General features: G+C 73.6%; 20 protein-coding genes and 1 tRNA gene. 9 read left to right on the top strand and 12 right to left on the bottom strand.

Annotated elements, in window-relative coordinates:
* Positions 1 to 46 precede the first annotated feature (46 nt).
* The 5 genes from H1D33_RS25410 to H1D33_RS25390 all read right to left on the bottom strand — a co-directional run bounded on the left by H1D33_RS25410 (position 47) and on the right by H1D33_RS25390 (position 5672).
* Positions 47 to 3625 (bottom strand): adenylate/guanylate cyclase domain-containing protein, encoded by a 3579-nt coding sequence (locus tag H1D33_RS25410; RefSeq protein ID WP_181570782.1) that lies wholly within the window; start codon positions 3623 to 3625, stop codon positions 47 to 49.
* Positions 3622 to 4422 (bottom strand): MBL fold metallo-hydrolase, encoded by an 801-nt coding sequence (locus H1D33_RS25405; RefSeq protein WP_181570783.1) that lies wholly within the window; start codon positions 4420 to 4422, stop codon positions 3622 to 3624. Before H1D33_RS25405 ends, H1D33_RS25410 begins: the two co-directional genes overlap by 4 nt.
* 118 nt (positions 4423 to 4540) lie before the next feature.
* Positions 4541 to 5002, bottom strand: coding sequence for a RidA family protein (locus H1D33_RS25400; RefSeq protein ID WP_181570784.1), 462 nt, complete (start codon positions 5000 to 5002; stop codon positions 4541 to 4543).
* Between the two features lie 5 nt (positions 5003 to 5007).
* Positions 5008 to 5163 (bottom strand): Sp36 family protein, encoded by a 156-nt coding sequence (locus H1D33_RS25395; protein ID WP_181570785.1) that lies wholly within the window; start codon positions 5161 to 5163, stop codon positions 5008 to 5010.
* 62 nt (positions 5164 to 5225) lie between these two features.
* The gene (locus H1D33_RS25390) at positions 5226 to 5672 is read right to left on the bottom strand and encodes a hypothetical protein (RefSeq protein ID WP_181570786.1); all 447 of its coding nucleotides are present in this window, start codon (positions 5670 to 5672) and stop codon (positions 5226 to 5228) included.
* 334 nt (positions 5673 to 6006) lie between these two features.
* On the opposite strand from H1D33_RS25390, the gene H1D33_RS25385 reads away from it, so the two are divergent.
* From H1D33_RS25385 to bagB, 3 genes are read left to right on the top strand one after another with little or no spacing between them, the layout of a single operon-like run.
* A complete protein-coding gene (locus H1D33_RS25385; RefSeq protein ID WP_181570787.1) occupies positions 6007 to 6612 on the top strand; it encodes an Rv0361 family membrane protein in 606 nt (201 codons plus the stop codon).
* A 26-nt stretch (positions 6613 to 6638) separates the two neighbouring features.
* Positions 6639 to 7613 (top strand): ATPase BagA, encoded by a 975-nt coding sequence (gene bagA, locus H1D33_RS25380; protein WP_181570788.1) that lies wholly within the window; start codon positions 6639 to 6641, stop codon positions 7611 to 7613.
* Between the two features lie 54 nt (positions 7614 to 7667).
* On the top strand, positions 7668 to 8819 hold the full coding sequence (gene bagB, locus H1D33_RS25375; RefSeq protein ID WP_181570789.1) for an ArsA family ATPase: 1152 nt from the start codon (positions 7668 to 7670) through the stop codon (positions 8817 to 8819).
* 22 nt (positions 8820 to 8841) lie between these two features.
* Here bagB and H1D33_RS25370 read toward each other — a convergent pair whose 3' ends face one another.
* Positions 8842 to 9162, bottom strand: a complete 321-nt coding sequence (locus tag H1D33_RS25370; RefSeq protein ID WP_181570790.1) for a WhiB family transcriptional regulator — start codon at positions 9160 to 9162, stop codon at positions 8842 to 8844.
* A 391-nt stretch (positions 9163 to 9553) separates the two neighbouring features.
* On the opposite strand from H1D33_RS25370, the gene H1D33_RS25365 reads away from it, so the two are divergent.
* Positions 9554 to 11992: a penicillin-binding protein gene (locus H1D33_RS25365; protein ID WP_181570791.1), complete on the top strand. Its 2439-nt coding sequence runs from the start codon at positions 9554 to 9556 to the stop codon at positions 11990 to 11992.
* A 66-nt stretch (positions 11993 to 12058) separates the two neighbouring features.
* On the opposite strand, the gene H1D33_RS25360 is transcribed toward H1D33_RS25365, so the two are convergent.
* Positions 12059 to 12514 carry a GatB/YqeY domain-containing protein gene (locus tag H1D33_RS25360; RefSeq protein WP_181570792.1) on the bottom strand — a complete coding sequence of 152 codons (456 nt, stop codon included), beginning with the start codon at positions 12512 to 12514 and terminating at the stop codon, positions 12059 to 12061.
* Between the two features lie 25 nt (positions 12515 to 12539).
* On the opposite strand from H1D33_RS25360, the gene H1D33_RS25355 reads away from it, so the two are divergent.
* The 3 genes from H1D33_RS25355 (at position 12540) to H1D33_RS25345 (ending at position 14797) form a co-directional block, all read left to right on the top strand.
* Entirely contained in the window at positions 12540 to 13430 is an 891-nt protein-coding gene (locus H1D33_RS25355) for a metallophosphoesterase (protein ID WP_181570793.1), read from the top strand.
* Between the two features lie 76 nt (positions 13431 to 13506).
* Positions 13507 to 13583, top strand: a tRNA-Pro gene (locus tag H1D33_RS25350).
* 110 nt (positions 13584 to 13693) lie between these two features.
* On the top strand, positions 13694 to 14797 hold the full coding sequence (locus H1D33_RS25345; protein WP_181572586.1) for a calcium:cation antiporter: 1104 nt from the start codon (positions 13694 to 13696) through the stop codon (positions 14795 to 14797).
* 19 nt (positions 14798 to 14816) lie between these two features.
* On the opposite strand, the gene H1D33_RS25340 is transcribed toward H1D33_RS25345, so the two are convergent.
* The gene (locus tag H1D33_RS25340) at positions 14817 to 15290 is read right to left on the bottom strand and encodes a hypothetical protein (RefSeq protein ID WP_181570794.1); all 474 of its coding nucleotides are present in this window, start codon (positions 15288 to 15290) and stop codon (positions 14817 to 14819) included.
* Positions 15291 to 15399: 109 nt separating this feature from the next.
* Between H1D33_RS25340 and H1D33_RS25335 the strand changes: the two genes are divergently transcribed.
* Positions 15400 to 16689, top strand: coding sequence for an MFS transporter (locus tag H1D33_RS25335; protein WP_181570795.1), 1290 nt, complete (start codon positions 15400 to 15402; stop codon positions 16687 to 16689).
* A gap of 119 nt (positions 16690 to 16808) precedes the next feature.
* Here H1D33_RS25335 and H1D33_RS25330 read toward each other — a convergent pair whose 3' ends face one another.
* From H1D33_RS25330 to H1D33_RS25315, 4 genes are all read right to left on the bottom strand, one after another.
* A complete protein-coding gene (locus tag H1D33_RS25330; RefSeq protein ID WP_181570796.1) occupies positions 16809 to 18551 on the bottom strand; it encodes a bifunctional metallophosphatase/5'-nucleotidase in 1743 nt (580 codons plus the stop codon).
* Positions 18552 to 18861: 310 nt separating this feature from the next.
* Complete coding sequence (locus tag H1D33_RS25325; protein WP_246411871.1) at positions 18862 to 19632, bottom strand: histone deacetylase; 771 nt, start codon at positions 19630 to 19632, stop codon at positions 18862 to 18864.
* 5 nt (positions 19633 to 19637) lie between these two features.
* Positions 19638 to 19895, bottom strand: a complete 258-nt coding sequence (locus H1D33_RS25320) for a metallophosphoesterase family protein (protein WP_246411873.1) — start codon at positions 19893 to 19895, stop codon at positions 19638 to 19640.
* The gene (locus tag H1D33_RS25315; protein WP_246411875.1) at positions 19892 to 20455 is read right to left on the bottom strand and encodes a metallophosphoesterase; all 564 of its coding nucleotides are present in this window, start codon (positions 20453 to 20455) and stop codon (positions 19892 to 19894) included. The genes H1D33_RS25320 and H1D33_RS25315 overlap by 4 nt, the downstream gene beginning before the upstream one ends.
* Before the next feature lie 103 nt (positions 20456 to 20558).
* On the opposite strand from H1D33_RS25315, the gene H1D33_RS25310 reads away from it, so the two are divergent.
* A complete protein-coding gene (locus H1D33_RS25310; RefSeq protein ID WP_181570797.1) occupies positions 20559 to 22016 on the top strand; it encodes a sensor domain-containing diguanylate cyclase in 1458 nt (485 codons plus the stop codon).
* The last annotated feature ends 154 nt before the right edge of the window (positions 22017 to 22170 follow it).

The following is a 22170-nucleotide window of genomic DNA, read 5'->3' as shown; positions in this document are numbered from 1 at the left end:
CCACCACCGTGGAACACATCCCCGGAACCGGCAGAACCGGGGGCGGTCAGCCCGCGAGGAGGCGGGCCCGCAACGCGTCGGCGGCGGCCCGCTCGCTGCGCTGCTCGGTGGCGTACGCCAGGCGCACCGCCTCCTCGGCGCCGGCCAGCGCCTCCGCCCGACGGCCGCCGGCGTCCAGCGCCTCGGCCAGCACCAACTGCGCCACCACCTGGCTGCGGACGTCCTCGGCCGGGGCGGAGATCGCCCGCTGCGCCCAGTCCAACGCCTGCTCCCGCTGGCCGTGGGCGAGCAGCGCACCGGCGTACCGGGCCATCGTCTGGCGCCGGGAGAACAGCAGCGAGGGCGCGTTGGCCGCGCCGGTGGCGACCGGGGCGAGCAGCCCCACCGCGGTCCCCGGATCACCGGCCGCGACCCGGGCCATGGCGAGCAGCACCCGCGGCGCGACCTGGGCCGGCGCCTGCGGGTTGTGCGGCTCCACGCTGGTCAGCACCGCGCGCGCCTCCCGCTCTGCGGTCTCGCAGTCGCCCATGTCCAGCGCGACGAAGCCGCGCAGCGTGCCAGCCATGCCGGTGAGCAGCGGGTGGGTGGTGCGGTCGGCATATTCCAGGGCGTCGGTGAACAGGTCGGCGGCGTGTTCCGGCTCGCCCAGCCCCCGTGCCACCACACCGCGCACCACGAGCGCGAAGCCCTGCCCCCAGTCGTCACCCACCTCGGCGAAGTCCCGGTACGCGCGCCGCGCCGCCCGGTCCGCCTCGGCCAGGTCACCCAGCTCGGCGGTCGCGTACGCCTCGACCGCCCGCAACGTGCCCACCGCCCACGCCTCGCCGACCCGCTCGCCGAACGGCAGGAACACCCGGGCCAACCGGCACGCCTCCCGCAGCCGGCCGGCGAGCAGCCGGGCGAACGCGGTGGTGCCGCGCAGCCACGCCCGCCCGTACGGGTCCTTCAGCTCGGCGAAGAGCCGGGCGGCCCGGCCGAGCACCGCGTCGGTGCCGGCGAAGTCGCCCCGGGTGGTGGTCACCCAGGCCAGGTTCTGCAACGACCAGGCCTGCCCGCGCGGGTCCCGGGCCGCGAGGCTGACCTGGTAGGAGGCGGCCAGCCGGCTGCTCGCCTGCCCCAACCGGCCGGCGATGAAGTCGGCCATGCCGAGCCGGCGCATCGCCGAGCCCCGCACGGTCGGCAGGTCGGCGTCGGTGGCCACCTGCAACGCCTCCTGATAGCTGCGCTCGGCCCGCTCGGCGTCGCCCAGGGTCTGCTGGGCCTGCCCGGCCAGCAGCAGCGCGGCGGCCCGGGTGGCCGGTTCGCCGGCGTTCGCGGCGATCTTCTCGGCCGAGGCGAGCGCGTCGGCCGGGCGGCCGATCTGCAGCAGCGCCCGGGCGTGCACCACCCGGTCGGCCGGCGGTATCGCGCCCCGGGCCAGCTCGGCCGCGCGCTCGGCGTACTCGACGGCCAGCGCCGGCTCGCCCAGCCGCAACGACCGGCGGGCGGCCCGGCCCAGCGCGGCGACACCGAGGCCGGCGACCGCCCGGGCCGCCGCGTCCGGGCGGAGCTTCACCGCGTCGGCCAGCGCGGTCGCCCGCTCGACGTGCTCGGCGACGAAGTCGTCCCGGGCCGTCTCGGTGAACCCGCCGGCCGGGGCGCCCGCCCCGACCGCGCTCTCCGGCGCGGCCCAGCGGGCCAGCGCGGCATGCCGTTCGGCCAGCTCGGCCTTGCTCACCCCGGCGTACGCGGCCTCCCGCATCAGCGGGGTGGCGAAGGCGAACCCGGAGCGCGTGCGGTGCAGCATCCGGCGTTGCAGCAGCTCCTCGACGGCCCGGTCCAGCTCCACCGCGGCCACCGCGGCGGGCCGCCCGTCCCGGCCGACCCGCTGCTCGCGCAGCGCCTCCAGCGCGCCGGGGGCCACCGTGTCGCCGACCACCGCGGCGTCGCGCAGCACCGAGCGGGCGTCCGGCGGCAGCGCGTCGATCCGCGCCGCGAGGACGGCGGCCAGGTCCCGGGAGAGCAGCCGGCTGCCGAGCGAGCCGGGGGCGAGCCGCCAGGACACGTCCGCGCCCCGCCCCGGCCCGGCGGTCAGCGCCCCGCGCTCCATCAGCAGCGTGACCAGTTCGGCCAGGTAGAACGGGTTGCCCTGGGCGGTGGCGAGCAGCCGGTCGGTGTCGGCCTGGGGCAGCTTGCCCCCGGACAGATAGCTGGTGAGCAGCCGGGCCGCGTCCGCGCCGCGCAACGGCGGCAGCGCGTGCACCTCGGCGTCCGCGAGCCGGGTCAGCGCGCCGGCGGTCCGCACCAGCTCGGGGCGGCCGAGCAGCAGCACCAGCACCGGCCCGGCGAGCCGGTTGAGGGTCAGCGCGAGCGCCTTGACCGTCTCGGCGGTGGCGTCGTGCAGGTCGTCCACCACGATCACCATCGGCGCCTCGCCGGCCAGCGCGCTGAGCAGGTCAGCGACCGCGTTCGGCACCGCCTCGGCGTCCGGCGGCGGGCCGGCCGCGTTCCACTCGACGCTGTCCTCGGCGGGCGGCAGCTCGGCGTACCCGAGCAGGGCCAGGAGCTGGTCCACGGCGATCGGCGGCGGGTCGCCGGGGAGCCGGGCGAGACGCTGGCCGAGGCGGCGCAGCCGCTCCTCGACGGCCGGTCGGGTGACCGCGGTCGCCGCGTCGTTGGGCAGGCCGACCGCGGCCCGGACCAGGTCGGCCAGGGGCGCGAGCCGGCGCCGCTCGCCGAATGCGGCGCAGCGGACCGAGAGCACCCGGGCGCCGGTGTGCGCCGCGTAGCGCCCGGTGCCGACGTCGTAGCCGGCGGCGAGCCGTTCCACCTCGGCGGCGAACCGGGACTTGCCGATGCCCGCCTCGGCGGTCATCAGCAGCACCCGGGGCTCGCCCCGGTCGATCACCTCGGCGAGCCGGCCGGCGACCCGCCCGATCTCGGTCTCCCGGCCCACGTAGGGCGCCTCGTCGCCGAGACCGGACCGGGTGCCCGGCGCGTCCAGCAGGCCCAGCAGCTCGTACGCCTCGACCGGCTCGCGCTTGCCCTTGAGCCGCAGCGGGCGCAGCGCCCGCCAGGAGGCGACGTGCCGGGTCGCGGTGGAGGTCCGCGCGCCGGCGTAGATCGCGCCGACCGCGGCGGCGTCGGCGAGCCGCGCAGCGGTGTTCACCGTGTCGCCGATGACGGTGTACTCGATGGCGGCCTGGATGCCGGCGATGACGTCGCCGGTGTTGAGCCCGACCCGCAGGCCCAGCGGCGCGCCGCCGCCCCGCTCGTCGTCGAGCACCCGGCGGACCGCCCGCTGCATGGACAGCGCGGCCCGGACCGCCCGCTCGGCGTCGTCCTCGTGCGCGACCGGCGCGCCGAAGACCGCCATGATCCCGTCGCCGGTGAGCTTGTCGACGTGCCCGCCGAACGTCTTCACCGCGCCGGCCAGCGCGGCGAGCACCCGGTCGGTGACCGCACCGACCCGCTCCGGGTCCAGGTCCTCCGACCAGGAGGTGAACTCGGAGAGGTCGCCGAAGAGCACGGTGACCACCCGGCGCTCGGCGGCCGGCAGGGTGGCGGCGGCCGGCAGCGCCGCCCCGCAGTTGTGGCAGAACCGCGCGCCGGGCACGGCGACGGTCCCGCACACCGGGCAGGTCACGGCTGCTCCACTCCGAGGTGTTCGAGCTGGGCCCGGACCGACCACTCGGCGGCCCACCACAGCGACCGGTCGACGTCGGCGTAGACCACGGCGACGACCTCGGGCGCGGTGGTGGCGCCGGCGGCCACGGCGGCGCGCACCTGGTCGAGCCGGGCCCGCCGGTGGGCCAGGTAGAACTCGGCCGCCGCGCCGCAGTCGGCCAGCGCCGGGCCGTGGCCGGGCAGCGCCCGGATCCCCCGGTACGTCGAGAGCAGCTCCAGGCTCGACAGGTAGTCCCCGAGGTGCCCGTCCGGGTGGGCGACCACGGTGGTGCCCCGGCCGAGGATGGTGTCGCCGGTCAGCACGACCCGCTCGCCCTCATGCTCGACCAGGAAGCAGACCGAGTCGGCGGTGTGCCCGGGGGTCTTCAGCAGCCGGAGCGTCATCCCGAAGCCGCCGAAGTCCTCGGCCGGCTCGGTCAGCGGCTCGCCGCCGATGGTGTGCGCCGGGTCGGCGGCGAGCACGTGCACGCCGCCGAGCAGTTCGCTGAGCCGGGGCGCGCCCTCGGTGTGATCGGGGTGCCCGTGCGTGATCAGCACCAGCCCGATCGGCCCGTGCGCGGCGATCGCGGCCAGGTGCCCCTCGTCGGCCGGGCCCGGGTCGACCACCACCGCCGGCGCGCCCGCCCCAGCGCGCAGCACCCAGGTGTTGGTCCCGTCGAGCGTCATCGGCCCCGGGTTAGGCGCCCGCAGAAGCGACACCCACCCCGGCAGTTCCTCCGCGAGCGCCCCTGCCGCCCCGGTCACACGCCCACCCATGGCAGCGATCGTACGACCCCGCCCGCCATCCCCCGCGATCTTGCAGTTCCGGCCCGGGGTTTGTCCTCGTTCGGGGCTTGTGCCGGGGCACAATCTGCAAGATCGCGGGGACGGGGTGTTACGCGACCTCGACGATCAGCTCGACCTCGACGGGGGCGTCGAGGGGGAGTTCGGCCACGCCGACGGCGCTGCGGGCGTGCCGGCCGGCCTCGCCGAAGACGGCGCCGAGCAGGTCGGAGGCGCCGTTGATCACGGCGGGCTGGCCGGTGAAGCCGGTCGCGCTGGCCACGAAGCCGGTCAGCTTCACGATCTTGACCACGTTCTCCAGCCCGACCAGCGTGTCGATGGCGGCGAGCGCGTTCAGCGCGCACCGCTCCGCCAGGTCCTTGGCCTGCTCGGCGGAGACGCCGTTGCCGACCTTGCCGGTGGCGAGCAGCTTGCCCTCGGCCATCGGGAGCTGACCCGAGACGTAGACGTGCTGCCCGGACTGGACGGCCGGCACGTAGCTGGCCACCGGCGGCACCACCTCGGGCAGTTCGAGACCGAGTTCGGCGAGCTTCGCGTGGGGTCCGTTGCTCATCTGCTCTAGCCCTTCGGGCGCTTCAGGTACGCGACGAGCTGCTCCGGGTTCGGGCCGGGCACCACGGAGACCAGCTCCCAGCCGTCCTCGCCCCAGTTGTCGAGGATCTGCTTGGTCGCGTGGACCAACAGCGGAACCGTGACGTATTCCCACTTCTGCATCGGACGAAGGCTCCCTTGCCTGGCATGGACTCCGGTCAGGCACAGCCTACGGTCCGGCCACCTCAGCCGGTCGCGGGACGCTGCTCCGGGGCGGGCGGCTCGCCGCAGGGGCCCAGGTGCTCGTAGCGCTGCGGGCAGCGGCTGCGGTCGGCCAGCAGCAGGTCGCAGAAGACCCGGTGCCGGTTGTTCTGGTCGTCCGCCGTGGAGACGGTCGTCTCGCCGGCGTCCAGCTCGACCAGGAAGCCCAGCGAGGTGGCCACGATGCTGGCGAGCGCGGTGGCCGCCGCCAGGTCGGGCACCCGTACCGGCAGGTGGATGACGTAGCCGGGCTCCTCCTCGTCCCGGCCCCGGCCGATCGGCCGGACCAGCGTCCGGACCACCTCGACCGGGGGACGGTAGGAACGTTCGTTGAACGACGTGCCCGCGCCCGGTCCGTCGGCGTCGCCGGGCCGCGCCGCCCGGTCGCCGGGGGGAAACTGGGCTCGGGGAATGTTCTCCGCGTCGCGCATCCGCTGCCTCCGGGCGTCATACCTGCTCAGGAACACCACCGGGTGGCTCGGAGTCCCCCGATCCGGCCACCGCGTCGCGACGAACGTAGGACGCGGCAACCGTCCCGACAACGGGACGCGCATGACTGATCACGTTAAGTCACATATGCGACACAAGGCTGGTCGGGAACGCGACGGCTTTCTCGCGTCCGGCACGCCGCGGACACGGGGCTGGCAAGCGGCCCGCCGACCGCTACCCTTCCGGACTGGGTGCGCGCGGTCGCTCGCCCACCACCTCGACCCCGTGCCCGTCGCCTGGGGCGGCGACGGGCGCGCCGCAACCCGGGGGAGATCGATGACCCAACCACCCGCCGGTGGCGCCACCGGCACGCCCGGCGAACCCATCCCGCAACCGACCTCCACCGGGGCCACGCCGACCGGGCCCGGCCAGCCGCCGCTCGGCACGCCGCCAGGCCCGGCACCCGGCCACCCGCCCTATCCGTCCGGAGCGCCGCAGCGTAAGCGCCCGACCCTGCTGATCGCCTCGATCGTGCTGGTCGCGGCGGTGCTGCTCTGCGGCGGCGGCGGCACGGTCGCCTTCCTCGCCCTGCGCAACGGCGAGGAAGGCCGGGGCGCGAAGGAGCCGCAGGTGGCGGTGGACGGCTTCGTCAAGGCGGTCTACCAGGACCGGGACGCCGAGAAGGCGGCCACGTTCGTCTGCTCCGCGGCGCGCGACGACGAGAAGATCGCCGCCAAGGTCGCCGAGGTGCAGAAGTACGCCGCCCAATACCAGAACCCGCGGTTCCGCTGGACCAACCCGACGGTCGACAACCAGACCGGGGACCGGGCCACCGTCTCCACCCGGGTCACCATGACCACCGCCGACGAGAAGGTCGCCGACCAGGAGCTGCGCTTCACCGTGGTGCGGAAGACGGGTTGGTGGGTCTGCGAGGTGGGATGATCCCCGCGGCTGGATAGGCTCGACGGGTGGCAGCGAGTGAGCAGCCGGCCGAGTCCGCCGGCAGATGGCGGGGCCGCCTGCACGTGGTGACCGGCAAGGGTGGCACGGGCAAGACCAGCGTGGCCGCCGCGCTGGCCCTCGGGCTGGCCGCCGGGGGGCGGCGCACCCTGCTGGTCGAGGTGGAGGGCCGGCAGGGCATCGCCCAGTTGTTCGACACCGACCCGCTGCCCTACGAGGAGCGGCACCTCACCGACGCCCCCGGCGGCGGTGAGGTGCGGGCGCTGGCGGTCGACGCCGAGGAGGCGCTCCTCGAATACCTGGACATGTTCTACAAGCTCGGCGCGGCCGGCCGGGCGCTGCGCAAGCTCGGCGCGATCGACTTCGCCACCACCATCGCCCCGGGCCTGCGCGACGTGCTGCTCACCGGCAAGGTCAAGGAGGCCACCACCCGCACCAGCGGGTCACGCCGGGTGTACGACGCGGTGGTGCTGGACGCACCGCCGACCGGGCGGATCGGCCGCTTCCTCAACGTCACCGCGGAGACCGCCCGGCTGGCCAAGGTCGGCCCGATCAAGACCCAGAGCGAGGGCGTCTCCGCGCTGCTCCGCTCGCCGATGACCTCGGTGCACGTGGTGACGCTGCTGGAGGAGATGCCGGTCCAGGAGACGCTCGACGCGGTGGCCGACCTGACCCAGCTCGGTTTCCCGGTCGGCCGGGTGATCGTGAACGGCGTCCGGCCGCCGGTGCCGGCCGGCCGCGCGGTGACCGCGGCCGAGCTGAAGCGGGGGTTGGCCGCCGCCGGCCTGCCCACCGACGCCCGGACCGTGGCGGGCCTCGCCGAGGAAGCCCGTGACCAGCGGGTACGCCGTGAGCTTGAGGACTCGCTCCGCGGTGACCTGGTGGAGTTGGGGCTGCCCCTGACCGAGCTGCCGCTGCTGCCCGACGGGGTCGACCGGGCGGGCCTGGCGACGCTCGCCGAGGCGCTCGTCCGGGCGGATTGACTCACACCTGCGGCCGGCACGGAGCAGAGAGCCCCTCGGGACCGATACGCTCGAATGGTGCCTTCCGAAGACGCGGCGCCTCCGCTGGACGTCGACCAGATCCTCGCCGACCCGGGCGTGCGGATCGTGGTCTGCTGCGGCGCGGGCGGGGTGGGCAAGACGACCACCGCCGCGGCGCTGGCGCTGCGGTCGGCCGAGCGGCACGGCCGGCGGACGGTGGTGCTCACCATCGACCCGGCCCGTCGGTTGGCCCAGTCGCTCGGCCTGACCGAGCTGGACAACACGCCCCGCCAGGTCAAGGGCATCGACGTCGAGGCCAGCGGCGGCGAGCTGCACGCCATGATGCTGGACATGAAGCGCACGTTCGACGACGTGGTGCTCCAGCACACCGACCCGGCGAAGGCGGCGGAGATCTTCGCCAACCCCTTCTACCAGGCCATGAGTTCCACCTTCGCCGGCACGCAGGAATACATGGCGATGGAGAAGCTGGGCCAGTTGCACGCCCGGGGCGACTGGGACCTGATCGTGGTGGACACCCCGCCGTCGCGTTCCGCGCTCGACTTCCTCGACGCGCCGGCCCGGCTGTCGCGGTTCCTCGACGGCCGGATGCTGCGCCTGCTGCTGGCGCCGGCCCGCAGCGGTGGGCGGAGCATGTTCAGCCTGGTCACCGCGAGCTTCGGGATGTTCTCCAAGGTCGTGCAGAAGGTGCTCGGCGCGCAACTGCTCACCGACCTGTCCGGCTTCGTCGCCGCGCTCGACTCGATGTTCGGCGGCTTCCGGCAGCGGGCCGAGCAGACGTACCGGATCCTGCAGGCCAACGAGACGGCGTTCCTGCTGGTCGCGGCGCCGGAGCCGGACGCGGTCCGGGAGGCCGCCTATTTCGCCGGCCGGTTGCGTGACGAGCGGATGCCGCTGGCCGGGCTGGTGCTCAACCGGGTGCACGAGCCGGCGGCGGCCCAGTTGGGTGCGGCGGAGAGCCTGGCCGCCGCGGAGCGGCTGGCGGCCTCCGGCGGGCACGAGGGCACCGTCGAGGTGCTGCGCGCGCACGCCACCCTGGCCCAGCAGGCGGACCGGGAGCAGCGGGTGGCCGCCCGGTTCACCGAGGCGTTCCCGGCGGTGCCGGCGGTGTCGGTGACGGCGCAGCCCGCCGACGTGCACGACGTCGACGGGCTGCGGACGATCGGCGAGGCGATCAGCAGGCGGTGAACGCGCCGGCCGGCCGTGCCGGTCAGGTCGCGGTGGTGACCAGGACCTTGTCCTTGCCGGCCTTGTCCTTGGCGTTCTTCTTCATGGCCGCCTCGAACATCTTGCGCCAGCTCGTCACCTGCGGGTGGCGGCGCAGCAGCGCGCGTCGTTCGCGTTCGGTCATGCCTCCCCACACCCCGAACTCGATCCGGTTGTCGAGCGCGTCGGCCAGGCACTCGTACCGAACTGGGCAGCTCCGGCAGATCCTCTTCGCCACGTTCTGTTCGGCGCCCTGTACGAACAACGCGTCCGGGTCCCCGTTCTGACACGCCGCCAGCGACGGCCAGTCAGTGATCATGCCCATCTGTACACGTCCCCCCTTGCAGTACCTACCGACTTCGCGCGAGCAGCCCCCGAACTTCCCCCCGGTCGTCCCGGCCGGCCTCCCCAGGGCGGCATGGACGACGTGTGACTGCGATCGCCGTCACCATCATGCTGTGTAGTCACCCGATTACGCAACGTTGTCGGCGAAATCCATCGTTCCGGACATTCCCGGCTTACCCGGGCCTTCGCCGCCGTCTACCCGACCCCGGTACGGCAAAACGCGGCTGTTTGACGGAACTTTTGTGGATCTCGCGCAACCCGTCACCCGGGCTCGTGCGTTTAGCACAACGAGGCCGGCGCGTGATGGAAATGGGGAAAGTTCCCCGTGCGCCTGCCGTTCCCTGCTCGCGTACCCTGTCGAGGTGACCTGGATGCGGAAACGTGACCACAACGTGTTTACCAACGCCGCATCGCTGCTGATCTGTGGCCTGCTGGCCGGCGTGGTGGTAGCCGCGGCGGCCTTCCCCGCGGTGGCGATGTCCGGCCTTGCCGCCAAGGCGGGCGCCGAGACATTCGGCGCGCTGCCCAAGGAGCTGACGGTGGCCCGGGCCCCGCAGATCACCTACCTGCTCGCCTCTGACGGCAAGACGCCGCTGGCCACGATGTACGACGAGAACCGCAAGGACGTCAAGCTCAAGGACATCTCGCCGTACATGCAGAAGGCCATCGTGGCGGCCGAGGACCACGACTTCTACAAGCACAACGGCGTGGACCTCAACGGCGTGGCCCGGGCGTTCGTCAACAACCAGTCCGCCGGCTCGTCGCGCCAGGGCGCGTCCACGCTCACCATGCAGTACGTCCGGCTGGCCATCTCCTACTCGGCCACCCACCCGGCCGACGTGGTCGCCGCGACCGAGGACACCAGCACCCGCAAGCTGCGCGAGATGAGCCTGGCCCTCCAGGTCGACAAGGAGCTCTCCAAGGACGAGATCCTGGAGCGCTACCTGAACATCGCCGCGTTCGGCAACGGCGCGTACGGCATCTTCGCCGCCAGCAAGGTCTACTTCAACAAGCTGCCGAGCAAGCTCGACATCCAGGAGTCGGCGATGCTCGCCGGCCTGGTCAAGGCGCCGACCTCGTTCGACCCGACCACCAAGGCCGGTTACCCGGAGGCGGTCGGCCGGCGTGACTACGTCATCCAGAACATGGTGCAGATCGGCGCGGTCACCCAGGCCGAGGCGGACGCCGCCAAGAAGATCAAGCTCAAGGTCGCGGACAAGCGCACGCCGAACGGCTGCACCCAGGCCAACACCAACTCCTGGGGCTTCTTCTGCGACTACTTCTACCGCTGGTGGCTCCAGCAGGAGACGTTCGGCGGCACCTCGTACGACCGCGAGCGGCGGCTGAAGAGCGGCGGCTACTCCATCGTCACCAGCCTGGACGTGCAGGCGCAGAAGGCCGCCGACAAGGCCGTCCGCAACCACCTGAGCGAGAGCAGCAAGGCGGCCCGGATGGTGGCCGTGATCGAGCCCGGGACCGGTCGGGTCCGGGCCGTGGCGGTGAACCGGAAGTTCAAGATCGACGACCCGAAGAACCCGCAGAACAAGCTCTCCAGCGATCCGAAGAAGGCCAAGAAGAAGATCCGGGGCAACTACCCGAACACGGTCAACCCGTTGGTGACCGGCGGCCCGGGCATCGCCGGCTACCAGGCCGGCTCGACCTTCAAGATCTTCACGCTGGTGGCCGCGCTGGAGAAGGGCTACCCGCTCAGCTACAGCATCAACGCCCAGCCGGTGTTCAAGTCCGACTACCCGGTCGAGTTCAACTCCCCGGCCGCCTGCCCGGGCACCAGCAAGTACTGCCCCAAGAACGCCAGCGCCGCGATGGCCGGCCCGCACAACATGTGGAGCGGTTTCGGCTTCTCGGTGAACACGTTCTTCATCGACCTCCAGCAGCGGGTCGGCGCGGAGAACGCGGTCAAGGCGGCGCAGAAGCTCGGCATCAGCTTCCGCTCGTCGAGCGACGCGCAGCTCGCCGCCAACCCGCACCAGTGGGGCGCGTTCAGCCTCGGCGTCTCGCAGACCACCCCGCTGGAACTGGCCAACGCGTACGCCACGCTGGCCGCCGACGGGAAATACTGCGACCCGATCCCGGTGCAGGAGATCCGCGGGCCGGACGGTGACAAGCTCGACATCGCCAACCCGCACTGCGAGCAGCGGGTCAGCACCGAGGTGGCCCGGGCCGCCGTGGACGCGGCCCGCTGCCCGGTCGGCGACCGCTCCGCGACCTCGAAGTGCGGCACCGCCACCGCCGGCAACGTCCGCGGCATCGTCAAGGCGCCGGTGGCCGGCAAGTCCGGCACCACCGACGGCGACAAGACGTCCGCGCTGGTCGCGATGACCAAGCAGTACGCGGTGGCCGGCATCATGGCCGACCCGGACTGGGCGCAGACCACCCAGAAGATGCTCCACAACGAGACGCCCCAGGGCATCAACCCGGCGGTCTTCGAGACGCTGCGCGACGCCATGAAGGGCAAGGAACGGAAGAACTTCACCCCGCCGGACGGCAAGATCGTCATGGGTGACCAGCGCTCGATCCCCGGCGTGAAGTGCCAGCCGGTGGACGCCGCCAAGTCGCGGATCAGCGGCGCCGGCTTCGAGCCGGTGGTGTCCAGCAACAAGGTGCCGTCCGAGTGCCCGGCGGGCACCGCGGCCGGCACCAGCCCGGACGGGCGCACCATCAAGGGCGGCGTGGTCCTGATCGAGGTCAGCTCCGGGCAGGGCGCGCCGAAGCCGGGCGACTCCACCGGGCCGGGCGGCCCGGCGGTGCCACCGAATCCCGGCAACGGCCGGCCGCCGGGTCGCCGCTGACCGGCAACGACGACGACGGGCGGGCACCCCAGCGGGTGCCCGCCCGTTCCGTCTCGTGGCGTGCGGTCAGAGGCCGAGCTGGCGGCGTACCTCGGCGGCCACCCGGCCACCCTCGGCCCGGCCCGCCACCGCGGCCTGGGCCGCCTTCATGGCCGGGCCCATCTGCGCCTTGCCGGTGAAGCCGCCCGCGGCGAGCGCCTCCGAGACCAGCTCGGCCAGCTCGTCGTCGGGAAGCTGCTTCGGCAGGTAGCGCTCCAGCACCTCACCCTCGGCGGTCTCCTTGCCGGCCTGCTCGGCGCGCCCGGCGTCGGCGAAGGCGGTGGCCGCCTCGCGCCGCTTCTTCGCCTCCTTGGTCAGCACCGCGAGCACCTCGTCGTCGCTGAGCTCGCGCTTCTCGCGGCCGGCCACCTCCGCGTTGCCGACGGCCGCGAGGGCCATCCGCAGCGTGGACGTGGTCAGCTCGTCGCGCGCCTTGAGTGCGGCGCGCATGTCGGTGGTGAGACGGTCCTTCAGCGTGCTCATGGACGGTGAAACTACCCTGAACACCATGCGAAAGCGCACACTATTCCGGCTCACGGCGGGGACCGTCGCCGCCGGCGCGGCGACCCTGGCCTACGCGTCGCTCGTCGAGCGCAACCTGTTCACCCTCCGCCGCTACGACGTGCCGGTGCTCCCGACCGACGCCGAGCCGCTGCGGGTGCTCCACCTGTCGGACCTGCACATGATGCCCAACCAGCGGCGCAAGCAGGACTGGGTGGCGTCGCTGGCCGCGCTCGACCCGGACCTGGTGGTGGTCACCGGCGACAACATGGCCGACCCGGAGGCGGTGCCCGGCGTGCTGCGGGCCCTGCAGCCGCTGCTCGACCTGCCCGGCGCGTTCGTGTTCGGCTCCAACGACTACACCGGGCCGGTGTTGAAGAACCCGTTCACCTACTTCCTGCCCGACCGGGAGTACACCGAGGGTGTGCCGCTGCCGTACGAGGAACTGCGCGGCATCCTCACCGGCGCGGGCTGGGTGGACCTGAACAACGCCCGCACCACGGTCAAGGCCGGCGGTCGGGAGATCGAGCTGGCCGGTGTGGACGATCCACACGTCGAACGCGACGACTACGACGCGGTGGCCGGACCGGTGGGCGACGCCGCCCTGTCGATCGCGCTGGCGCACTCCCCCGAGCCGGCCGTGCTGGACCGGATGGCCGCCGACGGCTTCGGGCTGATGCTGGCCGGGCACACCCACGGCGGGCAGGTCTGCGTGCCCGGCTACGGCGCGCTGGTGACGAACTGCGGGCTGCCCCGGTCGATGGCGCGGGGCCTGCACCGCTGGCCGGGCTCGGACTCGTGGCTGCACGTCTCCGCCGGCCTGGGCACCCACCCGACCGCGCCGGTCCGCTTTGCCTGCCGGCCCGAGGCGAGCATCCTGACCCTGATCTCCCGCTGAACCGGCCGCCCGGCGGCGCGGGGGGATACCGAATTTGACCTCCGGGACGGGTGGGCTACTATTTGTCGGCACGCCTCGGGGTGTGGCGCAGCTTGGTAGCGCGCTTCGTTCGGGACGAAGAGGTCGTCGGTTCGAATCCGGCCACCCCGACCAGAGGTAAGTGACGGTCGAGGCCCCTCCACGGAGGGGCCTCGACCCGTTTCCGGGGGCGGCTGCGCGCGGTCGATGGCATCTCCTGGCAAGGTAGACGCATGCCAGCGATGATGATCCGATCCCGCCTGACCGATTGGACCACCGTCGTCCCCCTGCTCGCCGTGCTCCTGCTCGTCTTCACCTGGGGCCGCGAGCTGCCCGGCCCGCTGATCTTCGTGGTGGCCGCCCTGCTCGCGGTCGCGGTGCTGGCCGCCGTCCACCACGCCGAGGTGGTCGCGCACAAGGTGGGTGAGCCGTACGGCTCACTGGTGCTCGCGGTCGCGGTCACCGTGATCGAGGTCGGTCTGATCGTCACGCTGATGATCAGCGGCGGAGACAAGACGCAGGCGCTGGCCCGGGACACCGTCTTCGCCGCCGTGATGATCACGTGCAACGGCATCCTCGGCCTGTCCCTGCTGCTCGGCGCGCTGCGCCGGCAGGTGGCGGTGTTCAACCCGGAGGGCACCGGCGGGGCGCTGGCCACCGTGGCCACCCTCGCCACGCTGAGCATGGTGGTGCCGACGTTCACCACCAGCCGGCCCGGTCCGGAGTTCTCCCCCGCCCAGCTCGCCTTCGCGGCGGTCGCCTCGCTCGCCCTCTACCTGCTGTTCGTGATGGTGCAGACCGGCCGGCACCGGGACTACTTCCTCCCGGTGACCCAGGAGGGCAGCATCATGGCCGAGGACCGCGACGGCGACGGGCACGCCGAGCCGCCGTCCACGCGTACCGCCCTGGCCAGCCTGGCGTTGCTGGTGGTGGCGCTGGTGGCGGTCGTCGGTGACGCGAAGACCATCTCCCCGGCGATCGAGAGCGCCGTCCAGGCGGCGAACCTGCCGCAGGCGTTCGTCGGGGTGGTCATCGCGCTGCTGGTGCTGGCGCCGGAGACGCTTGCCGCCGCGCGGGCGGCCCGGCGGGACCGGGTGCAGATCAGCCTGAACCTCGCGCTCGGCTCGGCGATGGCCAGCATCGGGCTGACCATCCCGGCCATCGCCATCGCCTCGATCTGGCTGGACGGCCCGCTGCTGCTGGGGCTGGGCGGCACCCAGATGACGCTGCTCGCGCTGACCGCGGTGACCGCCGTGCTGACCGTGGTGCCCGGGCGGGCCACCGTGCTCCAGGGCGGCGTGCACCTGGTGCTGCTCGCCGCGTTCGTGTTCCTGGCCGCCAGCCCGTGACCACACCGGCCGATCGCGGTCAGTCGTGCAGTTCGGTGCGGGCCACCTCGCCGAACGCCGCGGTCAGGTAGTCCGCGAACGGGCGGCCGGTGACCGCGAGCAGGTCCGCGACGAGCAGCGGGGCGTGCCGGGCCACGGCCGCCGGGTCGGGCGGAGCGTCGTCGTCGCCCGGATCGTAGACGCCGAGCGCGCCGGCCAGCAGCACCAGCAGGACGTGCGGGTCGACGTCGGGCCACCACGGCGCGGCGGCCCGGACGCAGCGTTCCAGCACCTGGCGGACGTCGTCGCCGTCCAGCCCGTCCGGGTGCCCCTCCTCCAGCAGCAGCCGGACCACGCCGCCGAGCACCAGCCCGGCCCGGTCGGCGGCGGCGAGCCGTTCGACGGCCGGCCGGTACGCCTCGGCGTCCCGCGCCCGCGCCGCGTCGACCGCGTCCGTGGCGGTCACGGCGATCTCGCGGGCCGGGGCGGGCAGATGACGCCAGGTCGTGGTCATCCGGCCAGCATGGCAGACCACGTGTGCTTGCTCACGTTCCGGCCCGGCCCCCGCGCCGGTAAGGGGTAAACGGGTCGCGGTCGTCGTACCGGCCGCACAGAATCCAGCCATGCTGCGCCGCGCCCTACCCGCCCGTCCCGAGGCCCGCCGGATCCTCGCCGGCACCCTGTTCTCCGCCGTCGGGCGCGGTCTCACGCTGCCGTTCCTGTTCATCTACCTCACCGACGTGCGTGGTCTCACCGACGCCCGCGCCGGCCTGGTGATCGGCTGGTTCGGCGCGGTGACGCTGGCGCTGTCCCCGCTGGGCGGCACGCTGATCGACCGGTACGGCGCGCGGCGGGTGGTGCTGCCCTGCCTGGTCGTCGAGGCGGTGGGCACCGGCTCGCTGGCCCTGGTCGACTCGACCGCCTCGGCGTTCGGCGTGATGACGCTGATCGCCGTGGGCAGCTCGGCGATCTGGGCCGGGCAGAACACCATCCTCGCCTCGCTCACCGGCGCCGACGAGCGGCAGCGGGTCTTCGGGCTCAACTTCGCGCTGCTCAACCTGGGCATCGGCGCGGGCGGCCTGATCTCCGGCGCGGTGGTCGACGTGGCGCGCCCGGTCACCTTCCAGGCGATCTACCTGCTGGACGCGGTGAGCTTCCTGATTCCGGCGCTGATCCTGCTGACGCTGCCGTACGTGGGACGCCGTCCGGCCACGGGGACGAGCGACGCCGGTGCCGCGCCGGCGGGCGGTGGCTACCTGACGGTGCTGCGGGACCGGCCGTTCCGCCGGCTCGTCATCTTCGGTCTGGTGCTCACCACCTGCGGCTACGCGCAGATCGAGGTGGGCTTCGCGGCGTACTCGGTGCGGGTGGTGGAGGTGACGCCGCGGGTGGTGGCCTGGGCGCTCGCCGCGAACACCGTGATGATCGTGCTCTCCCAGCTCCTGGTGCTCCGCCGGTTGGAGGGGCGCAGCCGCACCGGCGCGCTGGCGGCGGTGGGCGGGGTCTTCGCGGCCGCCTGGTTGGTGCTCGGCGCGGCCGGCCTGGTCGGCGGCGGCAACGCGCTGCTCGCGGCGCTCGGTGTGGTGGCCTGCTCGGCGATCTTCGGGTTCGGCGAGACGATGCTGTCGCCGGTCATGCCCGCCCTGACCAACGCGCTGGCCACGGACGAGCTGCGCGGCCGCTACAACGCCATGAGCTCGATGATCTTCGGGATCAGCGGGGTGGTCGGCCCGGTCACCGCCGGACCGCTGATCGGCGCGGCCGACGGGCGGGTGTGGGTGGCGGTCGTGGTGGGCGGCTGCCTGGTCGCGTCGCTCCTCGCGCTGTCCCTGCGCCCCCTGCTCACCCCCACCCAGGACGGCCGTCCGAAGCCCGCCCCGACGCCGGACCCCGAGCCCGCCCCGGCAGCCTGACCTCCCCCAGGCTCCTCGACCCGGGAGTTCGCGGCACCCTCCCCGACGCGAACTCCCCGGATCGGCGCGGACGACGACGGGCCCCGGAGCAGCGCTCCGGGGCCCGTCGTCGGTGCGGGTCAGGCCGCGGGGACCTCCGCGGTGGTGCGGATCCGGTCCAGCGCCGGCGCGGACACCGGCGACTTCTCGGTCAGGTACGCGGTGAAGGCGTCCAGGTCGATCTGGCCGGTCACCGCGTTGGTGCCGCCGGTCAGGACGCTGAAGCCGTCGCCGCCGCCGGCGAGGAAGTTGTTCACCGTCACCCGGTAGGTCGCGGTGTCGGTGACCGGGGTCCCGTTGATGGTGAGGCTGCCCCGGACCACCCGGGTGCCGGCGCACGGCGTGCCGGCCGGCGCGGTGGTGCCGTTGACGTCGACCACGTAGTTGACCGTCGAGGACGCGTAGAGCACCCGGGCCACGGTGAACTGCTGCTCCAGCATGCAGTAGAGCTGCGCGCCGGTCAGGTCCAGCGTGACCAGGTTGTTGGCGAACGGCTGCACGGTGAACGCCTCGGCGTAGGTGACCGGGCCGGCGTCGACGTCGGCGCGTACGCCGCCGGGGTTCATGAACGCGGCGACCGCGTTCTGCTCGTTGTCGGTCGCGGCGAGCTGCGCGTCGGCGATCAGGTTGCCCAGCGGCGACTCACCGGTCTGGTAGGTCGGCTTGCCGTTGGCGTCGACCCCGGTCTGGTAGAGGTTCTCCTGGGTCTTGGTGATCGCCTCGGTGGTCTCGCCGACCACCCGGTCGGCCACCGGGCCGAGCGCGGTCTTGTAGCGGTTGATCAGCTCGGTCGAGGCCGGGTCCTTGGCGACGTCCCGGGTGACCACCACGTTGTTCGCCGACGCGCTGACGACGTCCCGGGTACGCGGGTCGATCTTCAGGTTGATGTCGGTGACCAGGCGGCCGAACGAGCTGGCGCTGGTGACCAGCTTGCCGTTGATGTTGCAGTTGTACGCGGCGTGCGTGTGCCCGCTGACGATCACGTCGATGGACGGGTCCATCCGGTTGGCGATGTCGACGATCGGGCCGCTGAAGCCGGTGCAGTCGTTGATGCCGCCGCCGTTCTGCACGCCGCCCTCGTGCAGCAGCACGACGATGCTCTTGACGCCGAGCAGCCGCAGGATCTTGGCGTACTTGTTTGCGGTGTCGGCCTCGTCGGTGAAGCGCAGGCCGGCGACGCCCTGCTGGCTGACGATGTTCGGGGTGCCCTCCAGGGTCATCCCGATGAACCCGATCGGCACACCCTTGACGATCTTGATGCCGAACGGCTGCATCAGCGGCAGGCCGGTGGAGGTCTTGAACGCGTTCGCGGAGAGGTACTTGAACTTGGCGCCCTCGAACGGGGTGCCGTCGGCGCAGCCGTCCACCGGGTGGCAGCCACCGCGCTGCATGCGCAGCAGCTCCTTGGCGCCCTCGTCGAACTCGTGGTTGCCGACGCTGGCGAACTCCAGCCCGGCGAGGTTCATCTCCTCGATGGTGGGCTCGTCGTGGAACGCGGCGGAGAGCAGCGGCGAGGCGCCGATCAGGTCGCCGGCGGCGACGGTGACGGTGCCCTTGCCCTGCGCCTGGGCCGCGGCGCGCATGGCCTTCAGGTGGCTGGCCAGGTATTCCGCGCCACCGGCGGTCTTGCCGTCGATGGTGCCGCTGGACCCGCTCGGCGGCTCCAGGTTGCCGTGGAAGTCGTTGATCGCGAGCAGTTGGACGTCGACCGGCTTCGAGTGGGCCTCGGCCTGGTCGGGGGTGACGGCGACCGCGGTGAACGCGGTCGCGGCGAGTGCGGCCAGGCCTACGGTGGCCCGGCGGCGCATCCCGGAGACGGACATGGAACTCCTCGTGAGATACCGGCGCGTGGCGGCCGGACGATGGTTCGCCCGGTGGCCCTGATCCGTGCCGTGACAGGGGTCGATCGCGGGAGGCGGCGCTCGGGGGACCGCCGCCCCGCCCGGGGTAGCTTCTCATCCACCGGGCCGCAGGTCGACCGGGGTGGCGTTCCGAATCCTCGGCGCGCCCGGCGACCCGTACCGGTCCGCCCGACGAGTCCGACATGACGGGCAGGTGAATGTTGGCGCGGCGTACGCGGGAAGCTGAGGGTGCCGGCCCCCAGGGACCAGGAAGCCGGCACCGTCGCTCATGTCACGCGGAAAACCTTGCTCTGGCAACCTTCTTGTCCGGAAAAACTCCCGGCGGGCATCCGCTGTCGACCGAACGGCCGTTCATGTCCACCGGACCGGCGGCCGGAGCGGACTGTCCGAACTCGACCGGAGCGCCGGAGGGCGGGGGTGGAGCCGCGGCGCCGACGAGCGTGCGCAGCGCGCGCCGGGTCCACCGCCCGGCCACCCCCGGCCGACCCGCCAGGTAGTCGACGGTCCGCGCCACGTCCCAGCCGTGCGCCTCCCGCAGCCCCCGGGCCAGCATGCCGAGGTAGACCGCGGCCGGACGGGTCCACGGCACCCGCACCGCCCGGTGCGGCGCGGTGAAGGTGAGCATCGGCAGGCCGTCCCGCTCGCCGACCCGCAGCAGCGTCTCGTAGCGGCCCGGACCGAGCGTGGCCCGGCCGGTGTCGACCGCCGCGCGGATCCCCGCCAGGTCGGCGCCGGGCGGCCGGTACATCTCCTGGGCCGCGATGTCGGCGAACTGCTCGACCGTCACCAGGTATGCGCGGACCGCCGCCCGGCCGGGCAGCTCCGGGTCGTAGAACGCCATGCCGCCGGTCCAGGCCCGGGACTCGCCGGCGAAGTAGACCCCGCCGGGGATCAGCGCCGGGACCGTCCGCCGCGGCGGACGGCAGTCCCGACAACCGGGGTACGTGCGCAGCCCGCCGGGTGGCCGCCCGCCGCGCAGGTACCAGTCGAGTCGCGCCGCGTGCAGGTTGGATCCGTAGGCGACGTACCAGAGGAGCGGCACGGGGCTTAGAACCAGCAGGTCCGCCCACCCGCGTGACTGACCTGGACGGTGTGCGTGACGCAGCCCCCGTCGGCCACCAGGTGCAGCAGGAAGGCGGTCGGCTCGGCGACCCAGCCGATCTCGTCCGCGTCGCTCATGGTCAGGCTCGCCTGCACCCAGGTGCTCGGCGCGGTGGTCAGCACCGTGCCGGCGAAGGCGCTGGTCACCGGCCGGTGCAGGTGGCCCGCGGTGACGCGTACGACATGGGGGTGCCGACTGATCACGGCGGCGAGCGCGTCGGCATCGGCGAGCCGGACGGCGTCGGCGGCCGGCACGCCCACCGCGACCGGCGGATGGTGCAGGCACACGACGGCGGGCGCCTCCGGCCGGCCGGCGAGCACCCCGTCGAGCCAGTCGAGCTGCTCGTCGCCGAGCCGCCCGCCGGAGCCGCCGGGGCCAGCGAGTCGAGCACCACGAGCGTCGCGTCCGGATGGTCGACGTGGTAGTGCGCGGAGAAGCCGCCGGCCAGGTGGGGGGTGCCACCGAACGTGTCGAGCAGCGACTCCCGGTCGTCGTGGTTGCCGGTGGCCAGGTGGATCGGCAGCGGGAACCGGCCGACGATCTCGCGGAGGGCCAGGTATTCGTCCGGCCGGCCGTGGGCGGTCAGGTCGCCGGTGACCACCACGCACTCCGGCCGGGGCCGCAGGGCGAGCACCGTGCCCAACGCCCGGTGCAGCCCGGACGCCGGCTCGGCGGCGAGCGGACCGGTGGTCACGTGCGGGTCGCTGAGTTGGGCGATGAGCATCGGCGTCTCCTCGTGGCCCGGGATCTCCACCGTACCCACAGGCGGTGTCCACAGCCTGTGGATAGCACATGTGTACGAAGGTCGCCGGTGCCCGCGCTGAGTACGCTTGATCGCGTCCATCCCCCCTCTCAGCAGGAACGACGTGGATCACGAGCGAGTCCTCCGCGACGTCACGGTGCGCCTTCCCACGGCGTCGACCGTGCCGGAGGCGTGCCAGTGGACCGTCGCCGCGCTCGCCCGGCACACCCCGGCGACCGCCACCGTCCTGCTCCGCGTCCACGACCGCCTGAGGTGCGTCGCGGCGACCGGCGCCTGGCAGGTCTTCTCGCACGTGCCGGCCACCGCCGACGGCGCCGCGCCGGCCCGGCTCCGGCCCGAGCCGTCGGTGGTGCGGCGGGTCTACGCCTCCGGCGAGAGCGCCGCCGTGCCCGACGTCAGCGCCGACCCCGACTACCTGCCGGTCCGGCCGGACGTCACCGCGGAACTCTGCGTGCCGGTCCGCGACCCGGCCGGCCGCCCGATCGGCGTGCTCGACCTGCAGTGGAGCGAACCGGTGACGCTGGCGCCCTGGCGGGAGACCGCCGAGCGGCTGGCCGACCGGCTCGGCGCCCGGATCGCCGCGCTCGGCGGGCCGCCGGCGGAGAGCCGCAGCGAGAAGCTGCTCCGGCACGCCGCCGCGTTCACCGCCGCGCCGACCGACTGGGACCTGATGACCGCCGCCATCACCGCGGCCCGGGACGTGTCCGCGCTCTCCGCCGCCGTGCTGGTCCTCACCGGCCGGCGCGGTCCCCGCCTGGGCGCGCCCACCGACACCCCGGGTGACCTGGAGGCCCGAATCCGGGCCGAGCTGACCGACGCCGGCCCGGCCGCGCTCGACCGCATGATCGACCGGGCCCACCGGTACGGCTCGGCGTACACGCTGGGCGAGGCGGGGCACCCGCCGACCGAGGAATACCTGCCGCTGACCCGTGCCGGCGCGCGCACGCTGGTGGCGGTGCCGGTCGGCGCGCCGACCGCCGGTGGCGTGCTGCTGGTCGCCGACGAGCGGTCACTACGCCCCGACCCGACCACGGTCAACCTGATCGAGTTGCTGGCCGGGCAGGCGTGGACCTGCCTCGACCGGCTGCGCACCCTGGCGCGCCTGCGCGAGCAGGCCAGCTCGGACCCGCTCACCGGGCTGCGGCACACCGGGCCGTTCGGGCAGCGGATCGCCAGCGCCACACCGGGGCGTACCGCCCTGCTGGCGATCGACGTGGACGGCTTCAAGGACGTCAACGACACGTACGGCCACCAGGCCGGCGACCGGCTGCTGGTGGGATTGGCCCGGGCGTTGGAGGGCGCGCTGCGTCAGGGCGACGAGTTGTACCGGACCGGCGGCGACGAGTTCGTGGCGGTGATCGAGGTGAGCCATCCGCAGGAGGCGGTCGGGATCGCCGAGCGGCTCACCGAGGCGGCCCGCCGCACCGGCCGGACGATCAGCGTCGGCATCGCGCTCCCCCGCCCCGGCGAGACCCCCGACCGCACCCTGCACCGAGCCGACCAGGCCCTCTACGCGGTCAAGCGCCAGGGCCGAGACGGAGTCCACCTCTCCGCCGCCTAACCCACCCCGCCCCGCTCCCGCCCCACTCCGCCCCGCCCCCGCCCCGCCCCGCCCCGCCCCGCGCCGCCCCGCGCGTCGATCTTGCAGTTTCGGCCCCGGTTATGCGGCATATGTGCCGAATGCCCGGGCACAAAGTGCAAGATCGCGGGGGTCA

Origin of the sequence: Micromonospora ferruginea, assembly GCF_013694245.2 — a bacterium.
Classification (GTDB): domain Bacteria; phylum Actinomycetota; class Actinomycetes; order Mycobacteriales; family Micromonosporaceae; genus Micromonospora; species Micromonospora robiginosa.
The sequence above is the reverse complement of the archived record's forward strand: the minus strand, read 5'-3'. Positions and strand labels throughout refer to the sequence as shown.